Here is a 21029-nt window from a genome sequence, read left to right on the forward strand (position 1 = left end):
GTTACCTGGGTTGGAGGCCGCGTTGGGCAATGGTTGCGGGTTGGGCCGCACGAAGCCTGCGGACCATCTGCATGTAGGCCACGCTCAGCCCGGCAACGGACCAGTACACCACGGGGATCACCGTGATGCTGCTGACCGTGAAGATGATCACCAGGATGCCCACCAGGGTGGCCAGCAGCGCCCGCCCCAGTTGGCGTTGTTCGTCATCCTTGTCCGGGAATGCCAGCATGGCCTTGCGAACCCCCCGCAGCACGCAGACGAAGAAGGCCACGAACAGTCCCAGGCCCACCAGGCCAACCCTCAGCGCAAGGTTGAGGTAGGTGTTGACGATGTCGATGATGCCGTCGCCCTGGATCATCGACTGCATTTCCGGGGTATTGCGAAAATCGAACGAGCCGAACAGCGGGTTGCGCTGGATGACGATCCACGAGTTGTCCAGCAGGCGCTCGCGGTAGGTGATGTTCTCTTTTTCCAGGTTGCCGATGAACGGCAGCATGTCGAGCACCTTCTCGCCCCCCGGCACCACGGTCAGCAGCGGGATGGCCAGCACGCCGGCGACGGCCAGCAGGCTGAGGCGCTTGACCGCGCCCTTGCCGGTGGCGATGAACACGGCGACGATGATCGCCGCGCCGATCCACGGGCCGCGCGACAGGGGGGCGACCAGCCCGGCCGCCAGCAACAGCGCGCCCATGGCACGCTGCAAGGGGCTACGTACATAGCCTTGGACGAACAGGAACAGGCCGATCGCAACGCTGATGACATAGCCCAGGGCGATGGCCTGGCCGGTGGTGACGCTGGCGCGCAGCGAGCCGCCGCGGCTCAGGTAGCTGGCCATGCTCCACTGCACGCCCATGGCCTCGAGCAGGGCGTTGTACAGCAGCCAATGGCGGACGAACTCGGCCACGCCGATCAGCGCCAGGACGAAGCCGGCCAGCACGAAGGCCAGCATGGCGTCCTTGAAGTCGCTGAGCTGGCGCAGGGCACGGCTGGCCACGTAATACGGCAGGAATACGTCGATATACAGGTAAAGCGCCTGGCGCAAGGTGTCGGTAAGGGTGGTTTCGCGCAGGTACAGCGCGCCTATCAGGACAATGCTGGCGGCCAGCAGGCGGTCGGGCCAGAGGCGCCCGAAGCCAGGTGTGTCGGCCTGCCTGCGCAGGGCCAGGGCTGCGGGCAGCAACACGCACAGGGTCAGCAGGCGGACGTGGTTCAGGTCGAACAGGTAGTTGATCACCCCGAAACCAGGTATCGGCACCGTGGCGGGGGGCATCACGAACAGCAGCATGAAGAACAGCGCCATGATGTTGCGCTCGCGCCTTCCTGCCAGGTACATGATGACCGCCGCAGCCCCGGCGTATACCCAGAAGCTGTACGAGACGAAGGCCAGCAGCGTCAGGGCGAACCACAAGTTGCGCCGCCGCTTGAAATCGCGCTCGGGAATAAGGTCGCTGGCGGGGCCGCGTGCGAGCACGAACACCACGGTGGCGAGGAACAGAATGACGATCAGTGCACGAAAATGTTCAGGCATTGGCAACGGCACCTATCCGCTGGTAGAGGACAGCTAGCATCATGGCTAATTGAAACTATAGTGACTTCTTAGACATCCAGTCAGGGATTGAGGCCATGCCGTCTGTTGAAGTGTCTGCATCGGTGAGTCTTCGCAAGCGTGCATTAGGGGCCGGGGCCTGGAACCTGGTGTCGTTGATCGCGTCGCAGGTGATGCGCCTGGGCGGCAACCTGATCATGGCCCGTTTGCTGTTACCGGAAATGTTCGGGGTGATGGTCATCGCCACCACCGTTTCGGTACTCCTGCACTTGCTCTCCGATGTCGGCCTGCGGCAGAACATCATCCAGAGCCACCGTGGCGACGACCCGCTGTTTCTCAATACCGCCTGGAGCGTGCAGATCGTCCGTGGTTTCGTGCTCTTCGCGCTGACCCTGCTGCTGGCCCTGGCGTCCTGGTTGGCCCAGTTGGGCAACCTGTGGCCGGCAGACTCCACCTATGCTGCGCCCGAGCTGCCAGTGGTGCTGGCGGTGACCGGTATTTCGGCGGTGATCTACGGCTTCCAGTCAACCAACATAGATGTGGCGGTGCGTACTTTCCAGCAGAAGCGCGTGGTACTGGTGGAGCTGGCATCGCAGATCGTCGGGCTGGTCGTGATGCTGGTGATCGGCTACTTCACCCGCTCCATCTGGTCGCTGGTGATTGCCGGCCTGGCGGGCGCCCTGACCGGTACGTTGCTGGGCCACCTGGTGTTCCAGGGCCCGAAGAACCGCCTGCAATGGGACCGCAGCGCACTGAACGAACTGGTGGTGTTCGGCCGCTGGATCCTGTTGTCCTCGATCGTAGGCGTGCTGGCCATGTACGGCGACCGTATGTGGTTCGGCGCCAGCATGAGCGCTGCCGAGCTTGGGGTGTACTCGATCGCCGTGCTGATTCTGGGCTCGCTGCAGACCGGCCTGTTGAAACTGGTCGGCACGGTGGCGCTGCCGGCGTTCAGCGAGGCCGCCAGGGCCGGTGACCATGAGCGGCTCAAAGCGCTGTATTACCGTTTCAGGTTGCTGGTGGACCTGGCCATGCTGTTCACCTGTGGCGTGTTCATCACCGCCAGCCCACTGCTGATCGGCTGGATGTACGACGAGCGCTATGCTGGCGCAGGCACTATGCTCAGCATTCTGTCGCTGTCGTTCTTTACGCTGCGCTACACCCTGGCGCATCAGATCTGGATCGCCCAGGGGCTGACCAAGTACCAGGCCATGGACAACATCATCCGCCTCGTTGCGCTGTGGCTGGGGTTGCCGCTGTTGCTGGCCATCGGTGGCGTGCAATGGGCTATCTGGGGGGTTGCCCTGCACACGTTCCCGACCTTGGTACTGATTGTGTATGTCAATCTCAAGCTCGGTATCTTCAGTATCAGGCGCGAGCTCATGGTGTTACCGATGATCGCCGTCGGTGCGCTGTTCGGTGAGTTGGCAACGCGTTTCTTCAACTGGCTTTGAACCCCTTGCAACAACGCGCGGTGCCCAGGCGTCGGCGACAGCGGTTTACCTGGTTTTGGCACAACAATGGTGGGGGCTGGGGATCATGGGCAAGCTTGTGTTTTTCACGCAGCTGTCGGGGCGCAGGGTGTTCCTGCGCAACTGTGCCGTGCTGGGTATCGGCGCAGTGGTGTTCGGCAAGACGGTGGCCGAAGGGCCTGTCACCCCTCCCGCTGATCCTGTCGGCAACGGTGCCCCGGGCGGGTTCGTGGTCATCAACGGCTGGGTCCTGCCTTCGGGCTATTTTCGGGACGGGCAGGCATGATCCGCGACTACCAGGCGCAGAAGACCCTGCGCGAGGACTATGACGTCTGCATCATCGGTGCCGGGCCCGCCGGCATCACGCTGGCGCTGCGCCTGGCGCAGTCTGGCTGGAAAGTGGTGCTGGCCGAGGGGGGCGGGCACGACTATTCGCCGCGCTCGCAGGCCCTGTACCAGTGCACCTCGACCGGCCTTGAGCTGTACCCCCATGAAACCCGCCTGCGCTACCTTGGCGGCACGTCCAATCACTGGGCAGGCCGTTGCCGTCCGTTCACGCCCTCCGATTTCGCGGTCCCGCCCCCAGGCGATCTCCCTGGCTGGCCCATCGCCTATGCCGAGGTGGAGCCATACCTGGCAGCGGCCATGGAGATTGTCGACCTGCCGCAAGGCGCACAATTCCAGGCAGAGAACGCTGGGCTCAAGGGCGGCGACTTCGAGCCGGACAAGTTCCTGCTCAGCCCGCCGACGCGCTTTGCGCAGAAATACGCCGCGGCGCTCAACGATACCGCCGGGCTGGACGTCTTCATCAACTGCAACTGCGTCGACCTCGAGTTCGAGCAGGCCACGGGACGCCTGGCGGCAGCGGTGGTGTCCGACTATGACCTGCAGCGCCAGCGGCTGGTGGCCAAGCACTTCATCCTGGCGACGGGGGCACTGGAGAACGCCCGGCAACTGCTCAACAGCACGTCCCTGCGCAAGGCCGGCGTGGTCACCCAGGATGGCCTGGTGGGGCGCTGCCTGATGGAGCACCTCAACGTCGAGATGGGCACTTTCATCCTCGAGGACGGCCAGACCGGCGAGCCGCGCCAGTACTACACCAGCGATGCCTTCGTCAGCGAATACAAGGCCGGCAAGGGCAATGTCTCGGCCACGGTGCTCGATGAAGTGCGCACCTTCGGCCGGACCGCCGAGGTCAAGCACTTCCTGGAAAACCTGCTCTGTGAGATGAACCTTGCCCACAAGGTCAACTTCATCGCCAATTTCAGCTGCCCGGGCGAAGGGGTGCTCAGCACCATGATCGAACAGTACCCCAATGCGCAAAGCCGGCTCTCGCTGCTCGAAGAGAAGGACGAACTGGGTGTGTCCAAGGCCAACGTCAACTGGGTGCTTACCGCAAACGACCGCCACACCATCCAGTGCATCGGCAGCGAGCTGGCCAAACAGTTCGTCGACACAGGCCTTGGTTTCGTCAGGCTGAACGAGTACGTGTACGACGCCGCGATACCGCTGAAGATGGAGCCTCACGCGCACCATATGGGCACCACACGGATGGCTGCCTCGGCGCAGTACGGTGTGGTCGACCGCGACTGCAAGGTATTCGGCACCGACAATCTTTATGTCGCCGGCAGCAGCATCTTCGCCACCGGCGGCGCCTCCAACCCGACCATGCCGCTGTTGCAGTTCGCCCTGCGGTTGGCGGATCACCTCGATGAAAGGCTGAAATCGGCGCGCGGTGCGCTCACCTGAGCAGTCGGCGCGGTGTCAGGGCAACAGCAGGGTGGGTAAGGGAGTGAGCGCGGGGCGGTCAGCATCAACAAGAACGAGACCGTATTCGCCTCAGGGACAGTCCAGGATCGCTTCACTTGCGAGGCTAGCAGCATGTATGGATGGATACGCAAAGCATTGGCCAACTACGCCAACTCGACCGGGCGCGCCGGCGCGACCTACAAGAAGTTCTGCAATCCGAATGCCCGCGACTGGGGCGCTTACCTGACCCGCTGGGGCCAGTTCTATTCCGTCGGCAGCAACGTCCATATCAACCCCGGGTGCAACGTCACCGACCCACGCCTGGTGCGCCTCGGCAGCAACGTCGGGTTATCGGACTGCACGTTGATCGGCCACGACGGCGTGGTCGCGCTGATCGAGATCTGTTACGGCAAGCAACTCGATTCAGTCGGTTTCATCGACATCCGCGACAACTGTTTCATCGGCCACGGCGCAATCGTGATGCCGCGTGTGACCATCGGCCCGGACTCGGTGGTTGCCGCCGGGGCCGTGGTCACCAAGGATGTGCCGCCCGGTACCGTGGTCGGTGGCAATCCGGCGAAGTTCATCTGCACCACCGAGGCGTTGATCCGGCGCGTCGAGGAACGCTGCGCCGCCTACCCCTGGATAGACCTGGTCAAGCAGCGCCAGGGTGCCTATGACCCGGCATTGGAGCCGGCCCTCGCCGCTGCGCGGGGCCAGTACTTCTTTGGGGATGGCAGCAATGGCTAGCAAACCTGTCGATGTGATGGTGGTCAACTTCAATACCGCCGGCTTGCTCCAGCCGATGTTCGACGCCCTGCGCCAGGCCGACGGCGACAAGTTGGCGAGTTACCTGGTGGTGGACAACGCCTCGGTCGACGATTCGGTCGAGCGCCTGGCCAAGGTCTGCCCCGAGGCCGTAGTGGTCAGCAACCAGAAGAACGTCGGTTTCGGCCGGGCCAACAACCAACTGCTGGCGCACCTGAACGGCAAGTACGCGTTGCTGCTCAATACCGATGCGTTCGTCGCCAGGGACTCCCTGGACAAGACCCTCGAGTACATGGACGCGCACCCGGAATGCGGGGTGCTGGGCGTACGCCTGGTGGGGCGCGACGGTGACCTGCAACCCAGTTGTCGCTACTTCCCGACCCCCTTGAACGTGTTCGTGGCACGCACCGGGCTCGGGCGCTTCTTCCCGGGGTTGAAGATGGTCGACGAGATGAACTGGGACCACGGCTCGGTGCGCGAGTGCGACTGGTTGCCTGGCTGCTTCTACCTGGTGCGGCGCGAGGTGCTCGACCAGGTGGGCCTGTTCGACCCGCGCTACTTCCTTTACTACGAGGAAGTCGACCACTGCAAACGGGTCAAACAGGCCGGCTGGAAGGTGGTGTTCTATCCCCACACCACGGTGGTGCACATCGGCGGGGAAAGCTCCAAGTCGGTCGCTGAGCTTGAGGCGGCCAGCCGCCAGATATCGGCCTACCAGATCGAAAGCGAACTGCTGTATTTCCGCAAGCACCATGGGTTGGCAGGGTTGGCCCTGCATATGGCGCTGGTGACCCTCGGTGATCTGGTGCTGGCCCTTAAGGCTTTGTTGAAAGGGCGGGGGCGGGCAGCCATCACGGCTTGCTGGCGGCATTGTCGGGCCACCTGGGCACTGTTGTTCGATACCCGTTTCGCAAGCCAACCCACAAGGTAGGTGATGCCATGTTCGAGAATATTCGTGCCGATCTGCGGGCCCATGGGGGCGACTGGGGCGCCCAGGGCTTCTGGGTGTTGCTGGTCTATCGTTTCGGGCGCTGGCGCTACGGGGTGCGCCCGGCGTTGCTGCGCAAGCCGCTGTCGCTGGTCTACAAAGTGCTGTTCAAGTGGGTGCAGATACTGACCGGCGTCGAGCTGCCCTGTGAGGTGCAGATCGGCCGCAACTTCGTCATCGACCACTTCGGCGGCATCATCATCAGCGGCTATGCGCGTTTCGGCGACGATTGCCGGATCCGCAACGGCGTGGTGGTGGGGTTGAAGAATGTCAGCGAGCCGACCGCGCCGGTATTCGGCAACAACGTCGATATCGGCGCCGGCGCCAAGGTGCTGGGCAACATCCGCATTGGCAACAACGTAGTGATCGGCTCCAACGCCGTGGTGCTGGTGGACGTGCCGGACGACTGCCTGGCGGTCGGGGTGCCTGCGACCGTCAAGGCGCGCAAGCCCGCCGAAGCAGAGCCGTGCTCATGAGGCAGGCAACACTGCCCAGCGCCAGCAGGAGGGCGCCATGCTGACAGGGATTGGCGTTGTAGTGATCGGCCGCAACGAAGGCCAGCGCCTGCAGCGCTGCCTGGCGTCACTGGCCGGTTGCGCGCAGCAGGTGGTGTATGTCGACTCGGGCTCGACCGACGGCTCGCAGGCCTTGGCCCAAGGCCTGGGCGTCGAGGTGCTGGCGCTGGACATGACCCGGCCCTTTACCGCCGCACGGGCACGTAACGAAGGCTTCGCCTGCCTGCAATCTTTGTTGCCGACACTAGGCTACGTGCAGTTCGTCGATGGTGATTGCGAAGTCATGGACGGCTGGCTGCAGCAGGCCTGCGAATTTCTCGATGCACGGCCGGAAGTGGCGGTGGTGTGCGGTCGGCGCCGCGAGCGCTTCCCGCAGCATTCGGTCTACAACCTGCTGTGTGATCTGGAATGGGACACCCCGGTGGGCGAGGCCCGTGCCTGTGGCGGGGATGCGTTGATGCGTGCCGAGGCGTTCAGGGCCGTGGGCGGCTTTCGCGCGGGGCTGATCGCCGGGGAAGAGCCCGAACTCTGTATTCGCCTGCGCGGTCGCGGCTGGAAGATCTGGCGCCTGCCCGCCGAAATGACCTTGCACGATGCCGCCATGACCCGTTTCAGCCAGTGGTGGCGGCGCAGCCTGCGCGCAGGCTATGCGTTCGCCGAGGGCGCCTTCCTGCATGGCGCGCCTCCTGAGCGGCATTGGCAGCGTGAGTCGCGTCGTGCCTGGCTGTGGGGGCTGGGCATACCGCTGGCGATCGTGGCTGCGTGTGCACTACTGGGCGGTTGGGGGCTGCTGCTGTTGCTGCTCTACCCGCTGCAGGCCGTGCGCCTGGCGCGCCGTGGTGGCCGCTCGGTTCGCGAGAACTGGCTGCAGGCGGTGTTCCTGGTGCTGGGAAAGTTCCCGGAGATGTTCGGGCAGGTGCGGTTTCTGTTGAACCGGTTCACTGCCGGCAAGACGGTGTTGATCGAGTACAAGTGAGAGGCCCATGGCGTTCAGATCGTTACTCAAGAGTGTGCTCACTTTGCAACCCGGCTATTCATTGCGGGCGTTGAACAACAAGTTCAAATTGCTGGTGCTGATCATCACCCAGTGGACCGACCTGCGGCCGTTCCTGCGGCACATGGAAGCTGCGCTGGGCAAGGAAGGCTTCGACAAGCTCGGTGTCGATTGCATCGGCATGGTGCAGTGGCCCTATGTCAGCAAGTGCTGGTCGGTGCGGGAACGCCTCGACGCCGTGGCTTCGCACTACCAGGTGGTGACGGCGCAGTTCCCGACCCTGTTGCTGCTGGGCCGGGACGAGCGGCGGACACTGTGCGATCTGTCAGGCATTTCTGCCGACTGCACCCTGGTGCTGGACCGGCCGATCTGGTTCAAGCGCGAAGGCGAATTGGTGCTGAACCTGTTCCAGGGCGACCTGCGCGTGGCGTCACTGGCCTTCACCCTGCAGCGCACGGCGGCGGGCCTTTGCTTGTTCATCGGCGCGGTGCAGGGCATCCACAAGGGTATCGACAGCGAGCGCTCGCTGGCCATTTACCGCGACCTGACCAAGGACTTCGAAGGGCTGCGCCCGCGCAGCCTGCTGCTCGAGGCGCTCAAATGCCTGGCCAGGGCGGTCGGGGCTGACGGCCTGTATGCGGTGGGCGACGCCTATCGGCACCATCGCCATCCCTACTTTGGCGCCGAAAAGTCCCAGGACCTGGCCGCCAACTACGACGCCATCTGGCTGGAGCATGGCGCAGTACCCAGCGAGCGCGAAGACTTCTTCAGCCTCCCGCTGGCGGCGGCGCAACGTGCGGCGGAGGACATAGCGCCGAAGAAACGCGCCATGTACCGCAGGCGCCAGGCCTTGCTCGAGGCGTTGTTCGCGCAACTCGAAGCGGCGCTGGCGGCCGGCGCGGACCCGCTGCAGGTACATCGGCAACGGCTGGGCTATGCCCTGGTGTTGCAGGAGGCCAGTGCGCCGACAGCCGCGCATTCGTGGTTGGCAAAGGCTGCGGGGTTGTTCCGTCAGGCCCTGCGCGAACCCCGGGCCGACCAGCGTTTTGTGGCGTACATACGCAAGGCCGGGCTGTATCCGACCCTGAGAAAGACCTGGCGGGAGCTGTTGCACCATGGCCCGGCGCTGCTCTGGAAACCACCCGCCGAGCAGCGTCACGACCTGCCCCTGGACGCCCCTGGCGTGGCGGCCAGCACGCTGTTCCCCGGGCACGTCCTGATGATTTGCGAGAGCGACCCAGTACAAGCGCTCGATGGCCGCCCAGCGCAACTGCGGCAAATGCTGGTCGAGCTCGGCTACACCTGCACGGTGGCGGATTGGCGCAATCCGCAAGACTGCCTGAATGCCCTGCAAACCTGTGCGGCGGTCATCCTGCACCGTTTGCCTTACTGCGCGCAGTTGTCGAGGCTGCTCGAAGAAGCCCGCCGCCTCAAGGTCACCTCTTGCTGGGATACAGACGAGTTGATCTTCGACCCGCAGGCGTATCGCCAGGGTAACGACCTGAACGGCTTGCGTGACACCGACGTGGGCAAGCTGATGGCGGCCGTGGCCCTGCACCGGCAGGCACTATTGGCGTGCGAGTGCGCGATAGCGTCGAGTGCGGTGCTGGCGGCGGCGATGCAAGAGGCGGGGGCCCGGCAAGTCACGGTGGTCGAGTGCAGCCAGCAGTTGGGCCAGGTCTTCCCGGCCTTATCCGGCGTTCGCCCACGCAGGCTGCTGTCGGCGAACATCTTCTTCGCCCCCAGGAGTTTCGGTGGCGCCACGGTCGTCGCCGAGCAGATGGCGCGGTTGCTGGCGGCCACTTCGCCCTGGCAGCAATTCGTGTTCACATCGCTACCGACGACCGACACGCCCGCCTACAGCCTGTTCCGGTACCAGGCGCAGCAGGCTGCGGTGCTTGGCATCGGCCTGCCTGACCAGCGTTCGGCCCTTGAGGACTTCGAAAACCGCGCAACCCTGCCGCTGTTCGACGCCGTGCTCGAGCGCGTCGCCCCGGACCTTGTGCACCTGCACTCGATCCAGGGGCTGGGTGCGCTGCTGGCCGAAAGCTGTGCGCGGGCGGGCATACCCTTCGTGGTGACCTTGCATGATGCGTGGTGGATCTGCGGGCGCCAGTTCATGATCAACGGCCAGGGGCAATACTGCGGGCAAACGCGTATTCGCGCCGAAGTGTGTGCCGCCTGTGTCGAGGATGCGCCGCTGAACGCCTACCGTCAGCAGGCCTTGGCTACCACCCTGCGCAAGGCCAGCCTGCTGCTGGCGCCAAGCCACTTCGCCCGCGACCTGTACGTGGCCAATGGCTTCGATGCGGCGAAGATCCGCATCAACCGCAACGGCATCCTCGCCCCCGGTGCGGGCTACCACAAGCAGCCGGGGGCATTGCTGCGCTTCGGTTTCGTCGGGGGCAACACCGCGATCAAGGGCATCAATCTGATCACCCAGGCGTTTGCCGGGCTACCCCGCTCGGACTACGAACTCAAGGTGGTCGACAACCTGCTGCACCTGGGTTTCCGCTCGTTCAACCGGCACAGCGTGAAGATTCCGGGCAGCGTCAGCATCATCCCCGGCTACACCCAGGACGACATCGACGCGTTCTTTTCCGGCATCGACGTGTTGCTGTTCCCGACCCAGTGGAAAGAGACCTTCGGCCTTGCCGTGCGCGAAGCGCTGGTGCGCGACGTCTGGGTGATCAGCACCGACGCGGGGGGCACGGTCGAGGACATCGTCGATGGGGTCAACGGCACCATCATCCCGTTGAGCTCCGACCCACGGTATCTGCGCGAGGCTCTGGCCGATGCGCTTGAGCACCCGGAACGCTTTGCGCACCCACACAACGCTTTCAAAGGCAGCATCACGCTGTGCAGCGACCAGGCCCTGGAGCTCCAGGGCATCTATGCGGACGTCATCGCGGGCACTGCCACGGCAGACCCTGCGCCGTCAGCCATGAAAAGCCTGAAGTAGAGGGCCGGGTGCCGCCGGGGGCGGCCCAGCTCATTCATCACGCGGGTATGGACTCGGATTCCTATGCGCATTGCTTATTTCATCAATCAGTACCCCAAGGTCAGCCACAGTTTCATTCGCCGTGAAATCCTCGCGTTGGAGCGCCAGGGTTTCGAGATTCAGCGCATTGCCTTGCGTGGCTGGGATGCCGAACTGCAGGACGACGAGGATGTGCGCGAGCAGGGCAAGACCCAGTACGTACTGCAAGGCGGCGTGAAAGCCCTGCTCAAGCCCGCGCTGCAGGTGTTGCGCCAGCAACCCGGGCGCTTTTTCGCAAGCCTGTGGCTGGCCCTGCGCCTGGGCCGGCGAGCTGACCGGGCATGGCCCTACCACTTGATCTATCTGGCCGAGGCATGCCGTGTGCTGCAGTGGCTGCAGGCGTCGGGCGCGGTGCATGTACATGCGCATTTCGGCACCAACTCGACCGAGGTGGTGATGCTGGCCCGCGCCTTGGGGGGGCCGGCCTATAGCTTTACCGTGCATGGCCCCGAGGAGTTCGACAAGCCGCAGTTCCTGCATATGGGCGAGAAGGTGCGGCGCGCCGCATTCGTCGCTGCGGTCAGCTCTTACGGGCGCAGCCAGCTGTTCCGCTGGGTGGCGCACGAGCACTGGGGCAAGGTCAAGGTGGTGCACTGTGGCCTGGAGCGCAGCTTCCATGATGTGCCCGCCGTGGCTGTACCCAGCGCGCCGCGGCTAGTGTGTGTTGGTCGGTTGTGCGAGCAGAAAGGCCAGTTGCTGTTGCTAGAGGCCGCACGGCTGCTGGCGGCGCAGGCGGTGGAATTCGAGCTGGTGCTGGCTGGGGATGGCGAGATGCGCGAGCAGCTGGAAGCCCTGATCGCCCGGCACCGCCTGCAGTCGCAGGTGCGTATTACCGGCTGGATCAGCAGCGCACAGGTACGCGAGGAGATCCTCGCCGCCCGTGCGCTGGTCTTGCCAAGCTTCGCCGAGGGCTTGCCGGTGGTGATCATGGAAGCCATGGCCTTGCGCCGCCCGGTGCTGACCACCTATGTGGCGGGTATCCCCGAGCTGGTAACCCCAGGCGAGAACGGCTGGCTGTTCCCGGCGGGGGCCGTGGAGGAACTGGCCACGGCCATGGCCGATTGCCTGGCGCAACCTGCGCAAGTGCTGCAGCGGATGGGGGAGGCGGCGTATCAGCGCGTGCTGCAACGTCATGACATCGATACCGAAGCGGCCCGGCTGGCCAGCTACTTCAAGGCATCCGCATGATCATCCTACTGAGCTGGCTGTTGGGCGCCGTGGCGCTGCTGATCCTGTTACCGGTACTGGTACTTTTCGTCCAGGTGGTGCTGGGCTGCCTGCCCGCCCGGCCGTTGCCCATGGCCACCGGCAAGCGGGCACGGGTAGCGGTGCTGGTGCCGGCGCACGACGAGGCGTCGGTCATTGCTGCCACCCTCGCCAGCATCACTCCGCAACTGGCCGCAGGTGACCGCCTGTTGGTGGTGGCGGACAACTGCAGCGATGACACCGCCACGCTTGCCCGGCAGGCGGGCGCGCAAGTGGTCGAGCGCCAGGATGATCGATTGCGGGGCAAGGGCTACGCACTGGATTTCGGTGTGCGCTACCTGGCGGACGACCCACCGCAGGTGCTTATCGTCATCGACGCCGACTGCCTGGCGGACGCGGGCGCTATCGAGCGATTGACGCGTTGCTGCAGCGAGACTGCGCGGCCCGTGCAAGCCCTCTACCTGATGCATGCGCCAGCAGGTGCCGGGCTGAAGGTACAGATCGCCGAGTTCGCCTGGCGGGTGAAGAACCTGGTGCGCCCGCGCGGTTGGGCGTGGTTGGGCCTGCCTTGCCAACTGATGGGCTCGGGCATGGCGTTGCCATGGCGCGACCTTGTACTGATCGACCTGGCGCACGGCCACCTCGTTGAAGACCTGAAGATGGGGCTGGACCTGTGTCGCAACGGCAAACCACCGCTGTTCTGCCCGCAAGCGCAGGTCTACAGCCAGTTTCCGAGCAGTGACGAAGGCCTGGCAATACAGCGTACTCGCTGGGAACACGGCCACCTCGGCGTACTGCTCGCTGACGCCCCCCGGCTGCTGCTGAGCGCGTTGACTCGACGCAACGGGCGCCTGTTGGCCATGGCCATCGACCTGATGGTGCCGCCGCTGGCCCTGCTGGTGCTGACATTGATGGCATTGCTGGGCCTCACGTGGTTGGCGTATGCGCTGTTCGGCATGTTGTTGCCGGCATTGCTGGCCACGCTGGCCATGGTTCTGCTGGGTAGCGCGGTGCTGCTGGCCTGGCTGCGCTTCTGCCGTGAGCAGATGCCCTTTTCGGTGTTGCTGTATGCCCCTTGTTACGCGGCGAAGAAGATCCCGTTGTACCTGGGGTTTCTGGTGCGACGCCAGGTGGAATGGGTACGTTCGAAACGGGATGACAGCTGATGACGGATCGTACATGGCAACGGCGCTGGGCCACTGTCGTCGACAAACTGCAGGTGGTGGCTGACGCAGCTGATGAGCAACGGCTGCTCGACACCTTGTTGGCCCCGCAAGCACCCACTGTGCTGGGATTCGTCAATGCCCACGCCATGAACCTGATGGCGGGCAACGGTGAATTCTACAAGGCGCTGGTGGCCGCCGATGTGTTGCTGCGCGACGGTTCGGGCATGGGGCTGCTGTACCGCCGGCTGGGCCTTGCGCCAGGGGTGAACATGAACGGTACCGATTTCATCCCCCGTGTGCTGGCGGCCTGCAAAGGCCGACGGGTTGCCCTGTGGGGCACCCGGGAGCCTGCCCTGGCCCAGGCGGCGCAGCACTGCGAAGCCCGCTTCGGGGTGCGGCCGGTGTCGGTGCACGATGGCTTCGCCGACGTGGAGACCTATCTGAGCCTTGCCCGCGAACTGCAACCCGAGGTAATCGTGCTGGGCATGGGCATGCCCAGGCAGGAGCTGGTTGCAGCCCGGCTGGTGGCCGTTGCCGGGCCATGCCTGGTCGTGTGCGGCGGGGCGATCCTGGACTTTCTGGGGGGAGGGGTGGAGCGGGCCCCAGCCTGGGTGCGACGGCTGGGCATGGAGTGGCTGTACCGCTTATTGAAGGAACCCAGGCGCTTGTTTGGCCGTTATGTACTGGGTAACCCCTTGTTTGTTTTGCGCACCCTGGCCTGCAGCAAGGCGCGTGGCACAGCCGGTTCCAGTGTGCCGGGCAGTGAGCCCTGATCCGTCTTAATGGTGGCGCGCCGCAGCGATGGCGCAGTACTGCTACAGTGATATCAATCGCCGCCAGACAGCAAAAACAATAAACAGGCGAAGCATCAGCCCCTGAATGAACGCCATCCTGGTGGCCGGACGCTCAGGCGGGCTCTTGAATCAGGGGGGCTTGCCGCATGCAGGGATCGATAATGCGCGCTCATGTTTACGCCATCCGTGGCACCTCAATCACAGCAGTGAAATACAACGTCGGCAGGCTTGCCGGGGTGCGACCGCTATCGCCTGTGGCCATGCCGCTGCCCAGGGTTGCCTGGGCAAAGACGGCCGTTGATTTTGTATCGTGTTCAGCCTGATGCAAGGGTGTTCGCCACGCTCACATTGATCGCTCACATTGATGAGGCCTGACAATGGTTTTGGAACCCAGAAGCAGTCGTCCCGTACTCCAGCGCAGAAGCAACGTCAGCAACGCGGTGCAGGCGGGCCTTGACGGTATTGCGGTGACCGGTGTCGCCTGGTACCTGATCTACGAACAGTTTGGCTACATCACCTCCGACTACGTGATCATGCTGCTGTTGCTGATCGGCGCGTTGGCGGTCATCTACGACCACTACGCCATCTACCGCACCAACGTCGGTTTGACGGTCAAGGCATTCAGGCTGTTCAAGGCCTGGTCGGCGACGTTCTGCTTCCTGGTGGTGATGGCGTTCCTTACCAAACAGAGCGAATCCTATTCGCGGCTGCTGGTCGGGGAGCTGTTCGTCATCGGCTATTTCGTGCAGTTGTTCCTGCACATTGCCGTGCGCGAAGTGCAGAAGCGCTTCATGGCCCATGCGTACCGCATGGAAAACGCGCTGATCATCGGCAACGGTGAACTGGCCGATTTCCTTTATCGCAAGATCAGCAACAACCCCTGGTTCGGCGAGCGGGTGGTGGGTTGCGTGTTGTTCGACGAAGCCGACGCAGCGCAGCGGGTGGACGGGCAGCCTGGCCCGCCGGTCCTCGGGCATATTTCCAAGCTCGACGAGATCGTTGCGCAGCACGCCATACGTACGGTGTACCTGGTGACGCCGCTCGGCGGCTCCGAAGTGATCAACGATATTTATCTGAAGCTGCTGGAAAAATGCATCGCCGTGAACTGGGTGCCGGATATCTTTTCGCTGCGCCTGATCAACCACAGCGTTCGCGAAATCGCCGGGATTCCGGTATTGACCTTGTCCGAGACACCTTTGACCGGCATGAGCCTGTTCCTCAAGAATGTCGAGGACCGGGTGCTGGCGGCGCTGATCCTGCTGTGCATTTCGCCGGTACTGCTGGTTGTCGCCCTGGTCATCAAGCTCGATAGCCCTGGGCCTGTGTTCTTCCGCCAGGAGCGTATGGGCTGGACCGGCGAATCGTTCCGTATCTGGAAGTTCAGGAGCATGCATGTGCACCAGCCTGAAGCCGGTGTGCTCCAGCAGGCCCAGAAGAACGACCCGCGGTTGACCCGGGTGGGCGCCTTCATCCGCCGTACCAGCCTGGATGAGCTGCCCCAGCTGTTCAACGTGCTGACCGGGGAGATGTCGCTGGTGGGCCCGCGCCCCCATGCGCTGCAGCACGACACCCAGTACTCCCAGGACATCGTCGACTACTTTGCCCGCCACAACATCAAGCCCGGCATGACTGGCCTGGCCCAGGTACGTGGCTTCAGGGGCGAAACCAAGGACATCGCGCAGATGGTCCAGCGCGTCAATTCCGATATCGAATACATCAACAACTGGTCGCTGTGGCTCGACTTCGTGATTCTGGTGCGCACGCTCAATGCCTTCACCGGCAAACACGCCTACTGAGAAGTGTCGAGCTGACCGGCGGGCCGACGGCCGGTCACACATCCCGGCATGCAGCACTACACTTGCCCGGTGATGGCGACCTGCCTGCATCGGCCTGGTCGCCCCTTCAAGGATGAAAGACCCAGTCACTGTCGGTCCGCAGCGCGGACCGGCGGTGTCCTGCAAGGAGACGCAGGTCGATGGTCATCAAGCGAACGAGCAAGGTTCGCGTGCCAGCAATGGCCCGTGAGCCGTCGAAAAGTGGCAATGAACTCCAGGGAGCGGTCGAAGGGTTGCTGGCAAGCCCGCTGTTCGTCAAGTCGCGGCGCCTGGGCAGCCTGCTCAGTTACCTCGCCCAGCGCAGCCAGCAGGGCGGCGAGGGCATCCCCAGCGAATACGATATCGGCATCGCGGTGTTTCGCCGGGATCCTGCGGTGTACTGCACGGGCGACGACCCGGTGGTACGGGTGCAGATCGGTCGCCTGCGGCGCAAGCTTGCGGACTATTACGCCACGCATGGGGCTCATGAGCCGTTGCGCCTGAGCGTGCCTGCCGGAGGTTATCGGCTGTGCTGCGAACGGTGGGGCGCGCCGTTGGCCGATGGTCGGCCGGCGGTACTGTGCGTGCGGCCGTTCAGTTGCCTGACCAGCCTGGGTGGGGCGTTCGCGCGGGGGTTGGGCGAGGAGTTGTGCGACTTGCTGTTCCATGGTTTCGAGCGTGCCTCGGTGCGCGTGCGCTTACCACGAGGGGCTCCGACGCCAGGCGAACTCACCCATGAGCATGCCTACCTGCTTGAGGGCAGTGTGCGGGCCGAAGCCAACCGTGTGCGGGTGGCGGTGCGTCTGCTCGACGTGGGGGCGGGCAGCCTGCTCTGGTCGGCCCGCTTCGACCGAGGCGGACCATTGCTTATCGCAACCGAGCAGGAGCTGGCCGAGGCCATCTGCCACTGCGTGATCGGTCAGTTCGTCCGGCACGCAGGGTGATACCGCCGGGGCGAACCCCGGCGGCCAAGGCTCAGGAAGGGATGATCCACTTCTGGTCGGAGTACATGTAGGTGGCGCTGTTGGCGAAGGTCAGGTCGATCTCCTGGGCATTGGAGCGTGAGCTGCTGAACATGGTGCTGGTCTGCACGTCCTGTTGGAACCACACCAGGATGCTTTCCTTCGGCGTGAGGCTGGTGCTGCCCTGTACGACCGCACTGGTGGCCACGTAGATCGGTGTGCTCACCTGCTTGCCGTCGATGCCGGTGGACAGCTGGTTGACGCCCGGATGGATCGAACCGTATTTGTTGATCAAGGTGACCGCCGTTTCCGGTCCACCGGTGGACGGCGCCCCGAGTATGCCTGCATCGTCTAGGATCGATTGTTGCCCGAGGCCGATGGTGACGATATTGGTGGCCGTGGTCACCGTGACATTGTCCTGGAAGGTGTTGGTGCCAAACAGCTGGTACTGGGGCGTCCAGCTGAAAGTGTTGTTCATCAGGTACTTGTCGTAGGACTGCCAGACCACGTTGTACGCAGCGTCTCCGACCTTCTTGGCGAAGCACAGCTTGTACTTCCCGTCCTTGAGCGTACGCAGGTCATCGGCGGCAATCTGGATGTTCACCGATTTGGTAACGGCATCGGTGATGGTGCGGAACAGATTGGCGTAGTGGCTCTGCTCCAGGGGCTGGGTTCGGCCAAGCAGGGCCTTGACCGCTTGTTGCACCTGTTCCTGGCGCTGCTGGGCGACGGCGAGCTGTTGTTTGCTTGCGGCATTCGAATTGCTCATGATGTCCCTCTGTCCTTGTTGAGTGATGATTGCCGAATTCCGGCCTGTGCCGGCGTGTCGACCAGGCCACTCTAGGCGGGGCAGGAGGGCCGGCGAAGTATCACGGTGTTACAAGGCAGCGGCGGTCATGCCGCCCACTCAAATGAACAAGGGCCGCGATGCGGCCCTTGTTGCTAGGTTATGTACGAAAAGTATGGTCATCCTGCGTTGTGGGAGCGGGCTTGCCCCGCGATCTGCCGCAACGCGGCAGCCTACGGCATCTCTGACACCATTTGATATCGGGTAAAGGAGCGCTTCGCACTCCATCGCGGGTCAAGCCCGCTCCCACAAACTTTTCGCACAGAGCCAAGAGCAGATGCGCAAGCAAGGCTCAGGCAGTGCTCTTCACGTTGGCGTCGGCCCAGGTGAAGTTCCAACTGGTGCGCTTGCCCTTGGCCACTTCGATGAGCTTGTTTTCGTAGGTCGTGTGGCTGATCTCGCCGGTGAACGTCAATGTGCGTGCGCTGTTGTTGCCTGTGACTTCGCCCGGCGTGCCATTGCTCAGGATCATCGCTTTCTTGAGGTCTTCCGCGGATGGCGCGCTGGCCTGGTTTTTCTCTACGGTTACGAAATGCATGGTTACACCTCCTGTGTGGTTTGAACCTCGGCACGGCGCGGCGCGCCGGCCGAGGGGCACACTGTAGGCGCGTGGTGGGCAGGGGCTTAAGTTACAAGGCAGGCGTCGAAGTAACAGGGCGTAACTCCGTGGTGGATACCCCGGGTGGCCTTACGCACCAGGCAGTGACAACGGGTGCAACGCCCTGAATCCCTGCGCCTCTTCCACCAGCCAGTCATGCACTGCCCGGGCGCCGGGCTGGGTCAGCCCGCCGGGCGGGTAGTGCAGCACGTAGCGCTTGTGGTTGGCGATCGGTACGCCGAACGGCACGATCAGCGCACCGCGCTCAAGCTCATCGTTGAGCAGGGTGCGCCGGGCGATGGCCACGCCGACACCGGCAATCGCCGCCTCGATGGTCAGGTGGTTGCGGTTGAAGGTGTGACCACGACGCACGTCCAGCCCGCCGGCGCCGATACCGTCCAGGTAAAACTCCCATTCGGCATATTCCGAGCTGCCGCGCCAGGCGGTGATGTCGTGCAGCAGCGGATAGTGCACAAGGTCCGTCGGCCCGTGCAGCGGCGGGCGGCCGCGCAGCAGTGCAGGGGAGCAGACCGGGAAGATCTGTTCGTCCAGCAACGGGGTGGACAGCATGCCCGGGTAGCTGCCGTCGTTGAGGTCGATGGCCAGGTCGAAGTCATCCGGGTGCAGGGCCTGGTTGCTGTCCTCGGCCACCAGGCGCAGCTCGATGTCGGGGTAGCGCTGTTGGAAGCGCGGCAGGCGCGGCGTGAGCCATTTGGCCAGGAACGACGGGATCGAGCGCAGGCGCAAGGTGCCACGGATCTCGCCGGCATCCAGGCGCAGCAGCTCGGCCTCGATGCTGCCATAGGCCTCGGCCACGGTCTGCGCCAGGCGCTGCCCCTCGGCCGACAGCTCGACGCCGCGGGCGCGCCGCAGGAACAGGCGATAGCCCAGGCGCTCTTCCAGTTGGCGCATCTGCTGGCTGACGGCGCCGGGGGTGATGTGCAGCTCTTCTGCACAGCGGGTGAATGACAGGTGCCGCGCCGCGCAGGCAAACACATGCAGCCACACGTACACCTGGCCGTTGAGTGGACCTTTCATTGTTTAGTCCTGCTAAAGGCTTGTGTAGGAAGTTTCGTTGGTCATGCCGACCTGGGCGCGTCAGTATCGCCCAACTTTGTAATACCGTTCAATTTTTCCAGAGATCCGTGGTGTGCGTTGTACGGCTGCCACGGTCAGGCATTAGCATGGCTATCAGTGTTTTCGACCTTTTCAAGATTGGCATCGGCCCATCGAGCTCCCACACCGTCGGCCCCATGCGCGCCGCGGCAACCTTCGCCCTGGCCCTGCGCGAGCGCGGCCTGCTGGCCCAGGTGAGCCGGGTCGAGGTCCGTCTGTACGGCTCGCTGTCGGCCACCGGGGTTGGCCATGCCACCGACCGTGCCTGCCTGTTGGGCCTGATGGGCCAATGGCCGGATCGCATCGACCCGCACAGCATCGAGCCACGCATCGACCAGTTGATGCAGGAGCAGTGCCTGATGCTCGATGCCAGCCATCCGATCGAGTTCCAGTACAGCCGTGACATGCGCCTGCTCGACGAGAGCCTGGCCTATCACCCCAACGCCATGACCTTGGAAAGCTTCGGCGCCCAGGGCAGCCTGTTCAGCCAGACCTACTATTCGGTGGGTGGCGGCTTCATCGTCGAGCAAAGCGAAATCGACGCACCCCAGGTTGGCGGCGCCGAGGTCGAGCTGCCTTATGAGTTCTCCAGCGCAGAAGAGCTGCTGGCGCTGTGCAAGCAACATGGGCTGAGTGTCAGCCAGCTGATGCTGGCCAACGAGCGCGCTTGGCGCTCGGAAAGCGAGATACGCGAAGGCCTGCTGAACATCTGGGCCGCCATGCGCGAGTGCGTGGTCAACGGCCTGCGCAATGAAGGCATCCTGCCCGGCGGGCTCAAGGTCAAACGTCGCGCCGCGCGCCTGCACCGCAGCCTGCAGGAGCTGGGCAAGCCCAACGTGATCGGTTCGACCCTCAGCGCCATGGAGTGGGTCAACCTGTTCGCCCTGGCGGTCAACGAAGAGAACGCCGCTGGCGGACGCATGGTCACCGCGCCCACCAACGGTGCGGCGGGGATCATCCCGGCGGTTCTGCACTACTACATGAAATTCAACCCCGGCGCCTGCGACGACGACGTGGTGACTTTCCTCCTGGCGGCGGCCGCGGTGGGCATCCTGTGCAAGAAGAACGCCTCGATTTCCGGCGCCGAAGTGGGCTGCCAGGGCGAGGTCGGTTCGGCCTGCTCGATGGCTGCCGCCGGCTTGGCCGAGGTGTTGGGCGCCACGCCGCCGCAGCTGGAAAACGCCGCCGAGATTGCCCTGGAACATAACCTCGGGCTGACCTGCGACCCGGTCGGTGGGCTGGTCCAGGTACCGTGCATCGAGCGCAACGCCATTGCGGCGGTCAAGGCGATCAATGCCGTGCAGATGGCCTTGCGTGGCGATGGTGAGCATTTCATTTCCCTCGACCAGGTGATCCGCACCATGCGCGATACCGGTGCCGACATGCACGCCAACTACAAGGAAACCTCACGCGGCGGCCTGGCCGTGGCGTTCGTCGAGTGCTGACAGCACGCC

The 21029-nt window shown here is 64.0% G+C and carries 18 protein-coding genes and 1 pseudogene; 15 read left to right on the forward strand and 4 right to left on the reverse strand.

Features of this window, described 5'->3' with window-relative positions; genetic code table 11:
• Position 1: 1 nt before the first annotated feature.
• Complete coding sequence (locus EJA05_RS12730) at positions 2 to 1528, reverse strand: O-antigen ligase family protein (protein ID WP_125858491.1); 1527 nt, start codon at positions 1526 to 1528, stop codon at positions 2 to 4.
• 95 nt (positions 1529 to 1623) lie between these two features.
• On the opposite strand from EJA05_RS12730, the gene EJA05_RS12735 reads away from it, so the two are divergent.
• From EJA05_RS12735 to EJA05_RS12795, 14 genes and pseudogenes are all read left to right on the forward strand, one after another.
• Positions 1624 to 3000, forward strand: coding sequence for an oligosaccharide flippase family protein (locus tag EJA05_RS12735; protein WP_125463940.1), 1377 nt, complete (start codon positions 1624 to 1626; stop codon positions 2998 to 3000).
• Complete coding sequence (locus EJA05_RS28385; RefSeq protein WP_223277204.1) at positions 2966 to 3304, forward strand: hypothetical protein; 339 nt, start codon at positions 2966 to 2968, stop codon at positions 3302 to 3304. Before EJA05_RS12735 ends, EJA05_RS28385 begins: the two co-directional genes overlap by 35 nt.
• On the forward strand, positions 3301 to 4767 hold the full coding sequence (locus EJA05_RS12745) for an FAD-dependent oxidoreductase (protein WP_125858492.1): 1467 nt from the start codon (positions 3301 to 3303) through the stop codon (positions 4765 to 4767). Before EJA05_RS28385 ends, EJA05_RS12745 begins: the two co-directional genes overlap by 4 nt.
• A 132-nt stretch (positions 4768 to 4899) precedes the next feature.
• Positions 4900 to 5517, forward strand: a complete 618-nt coding sequence (locus EJA05_RS12750; protein WP_125858493.1) for an acyltransferase — start codon at positions 4900 to 4902, stop codon at positions 5515 to 5517.
• A complete protein-coding gene (locus tag EJA05_RS12755; RefSeq protein WP_125858494.1) occupies positions 5510 to 6466 on the forward strand; it encodes a glycosyltransferase family 2 protein in 957 nt (318 codons plus the stop codon). The genes EJA05_RS12750 and EJA05_RS12755 overlap by 8 nt, the downstream gene beginning before the upstream one ends.
• Positions 6467 to 6474: 8 nt before the next feature.
• On the forward strand, positions 6475 to 6999 hold the full coding sequence (locus tag EJA05_RS12760; protein ID WP_125858495.1) for a serine O-acetyltransferase: 525 nt from the start codon (positions 6475 to 6477) through the stop codon (positions 6997 to 6999).
• A gap of 37 nt (positions 7000 to 7036) precedes the next feature.
• A complete protein-coding gene (locus tag EJA05_RS12765) occupies positions 7037 to 8014 on the forward strand; it encodes a glycosyltransferase family 2 protein (RefSeq protein WP_125858496.1) in 978 nt (325 codons plus the stop codon).
• Between the two features lie 7 nt (positions 8015 to 8021).
• A pseudogene (locus EJA05_RS28655) lies at positions 8022 to 8921 on the forward strand (DUF535 family protein); the annotation flags it as partial.
• A gap of 729 nt (positions 8922 to 9650) precedes the next feature.
• Complete coding sequence (locus tag EJA05_RS28660) at positions 9651 to 10994, forward strand: glycosyltransferase family 4 protein (RefSeq protein ID WP_309475595.1); 1344 nt, start codon at positions 9651 to 9653, stop codon at positions 10992 to 10994.
• A 63-nt stretch (positions 10995 to 11057) separates the two neighbouring features.
• Positions 11058 to 12260, forward strand: coding sequence for a glycosyltransferase (locus tag EJA05_RS12775; protein WP_125858498.1), 1203 nt, complete (start codon positions 11058 to 11060; stop codon positions 12258 to 12260).
• Positions 12257 to 13444: a glycosyltransferase family 2 protein gene (locus EJA05_RS12780; protein WP_125858499.1), complete on the forward strand. Its 1188-nt coding sequence runs from the start codon at positions 12257 to 12259 to the stop codon at positions 13442 to 13444. Before EJA05_RS12775 ends, EJA05_RS12780 begins: the two co-directional genes overlap by 4 nt.
• Positions 13444 to 14217: a WecB/TagA/CpsF family glycosyltransferase gene (locus EJA05_RS12785; RefSeq protein ID WP_125858500.1), complete on the forward strand. Its 774-nt coding sequence runs from the start codon at positions 13444 to 13446 to the stop codon at positions 14215 to 14217. The genes EJA05_RS12780 and EJA05_RS12785 overlap by 1 nt, the downstream gene beginning before the upstream one ends.
• Positions 14218 to 14615: 398 nt before the next feature.
• Positions 14616 to 16034, forward strand: a complete 1419-nt coding sequence (locus tag EJA05_RS12790) for an undecaprenyl-phosphate glucose phosphotransferase (RefSeq protein ID WP_125858501.1) — start codon at positions 14616 to 14618, stop codon at positions 16032 to 16034.
• A gap of 179 nt (positions 16035 to 16213) precedes the next feature.
• Positions 16214 to 16996, forward strand: a complete 783-nt coding sequence (locus EJA05_RS12795) for a hypothetical protein (RefSeq protein ID WP_223277205.1) — start codon at positions 16214 to 16216, stop codon at positions 16994 to 16996.
• Between the two features lie 31 nt (positions 16997 to 17027).
• Here EJA05_RS12795 and EJA05_RS12800 read toward each other — a convergent pair whose 3' ends face one another.
• The 3 genes from EJA05_RS12800 to EJA05_RS12810 all read right to left on the reverse strand — a co-directional run bounded on the left by EJA05_RS12800 (position 17028) and on the right by EJA05_RS12810 (position 19497).
• Positions 17028 to 17783: a hypothetical protein gene (locus EJA05_RS12800; RefSeq protein ID WP_110992647.1), complete on the reverse strand. Its 756-nt coding sequence runs from the start codon at positions 17781 to 17783 to the stop codon at positions 17028 to 17030.
• Between the two features lie 370 nt (positions 17784 to 18153).
• Positions 18154 to 18399 (reverse strand): hypothetical protein, encoded by a 246-nt coding sequence (locus tag EJA05_RS12805; protein WP_125858502.1) that lies wholly within the window; start codon positions 18397 to 18399, stop codon positions 18154 to 18156.
• A gap of 150 nt (positions 18400 to 18549) precedes the next feature.
• Positions 18550 to 19497: a LysR substrate-binding domain-containing protein gene (locus tag EJA05_RS12810; protein WP_125463953.1), complete on the reverse strand. Its 948-nt coding sequence runs from the start codon at positions 19495 to 19497 to the stop codon at positions 18550 to 18552.
• A gap of 146 nt (positions 19498 to 19643) precedes the next feature.
• Between EJA05_RS12810 and EJA05_RS12815 the strand changes: the two genes are divergently transcribed.
• A complete protein-coding gene (locus tag EJA05_RS12815) occupies positions 19644 to 21020 on the forward strand; it encodes an L-serine ammonia-lyase (RefSeq protein WP_125463954.1) in 1377 nt (458 codons plus the stop codon).
• Positions 21021 to 21029: the final 9 nt, after the last annotated feature.

This window comes from Pseudomonas oryziphila (genome assembly GCF_003940825.1).
In the GTDB taxonomy this organism is placed as follows: Bacteria; Pseudomonadota; Gammaproteobacteria; order Pseudomonadales; family Pseudomonadaceae; genus Aquipseudomonas; species Aquipseudomonas sichuanensis.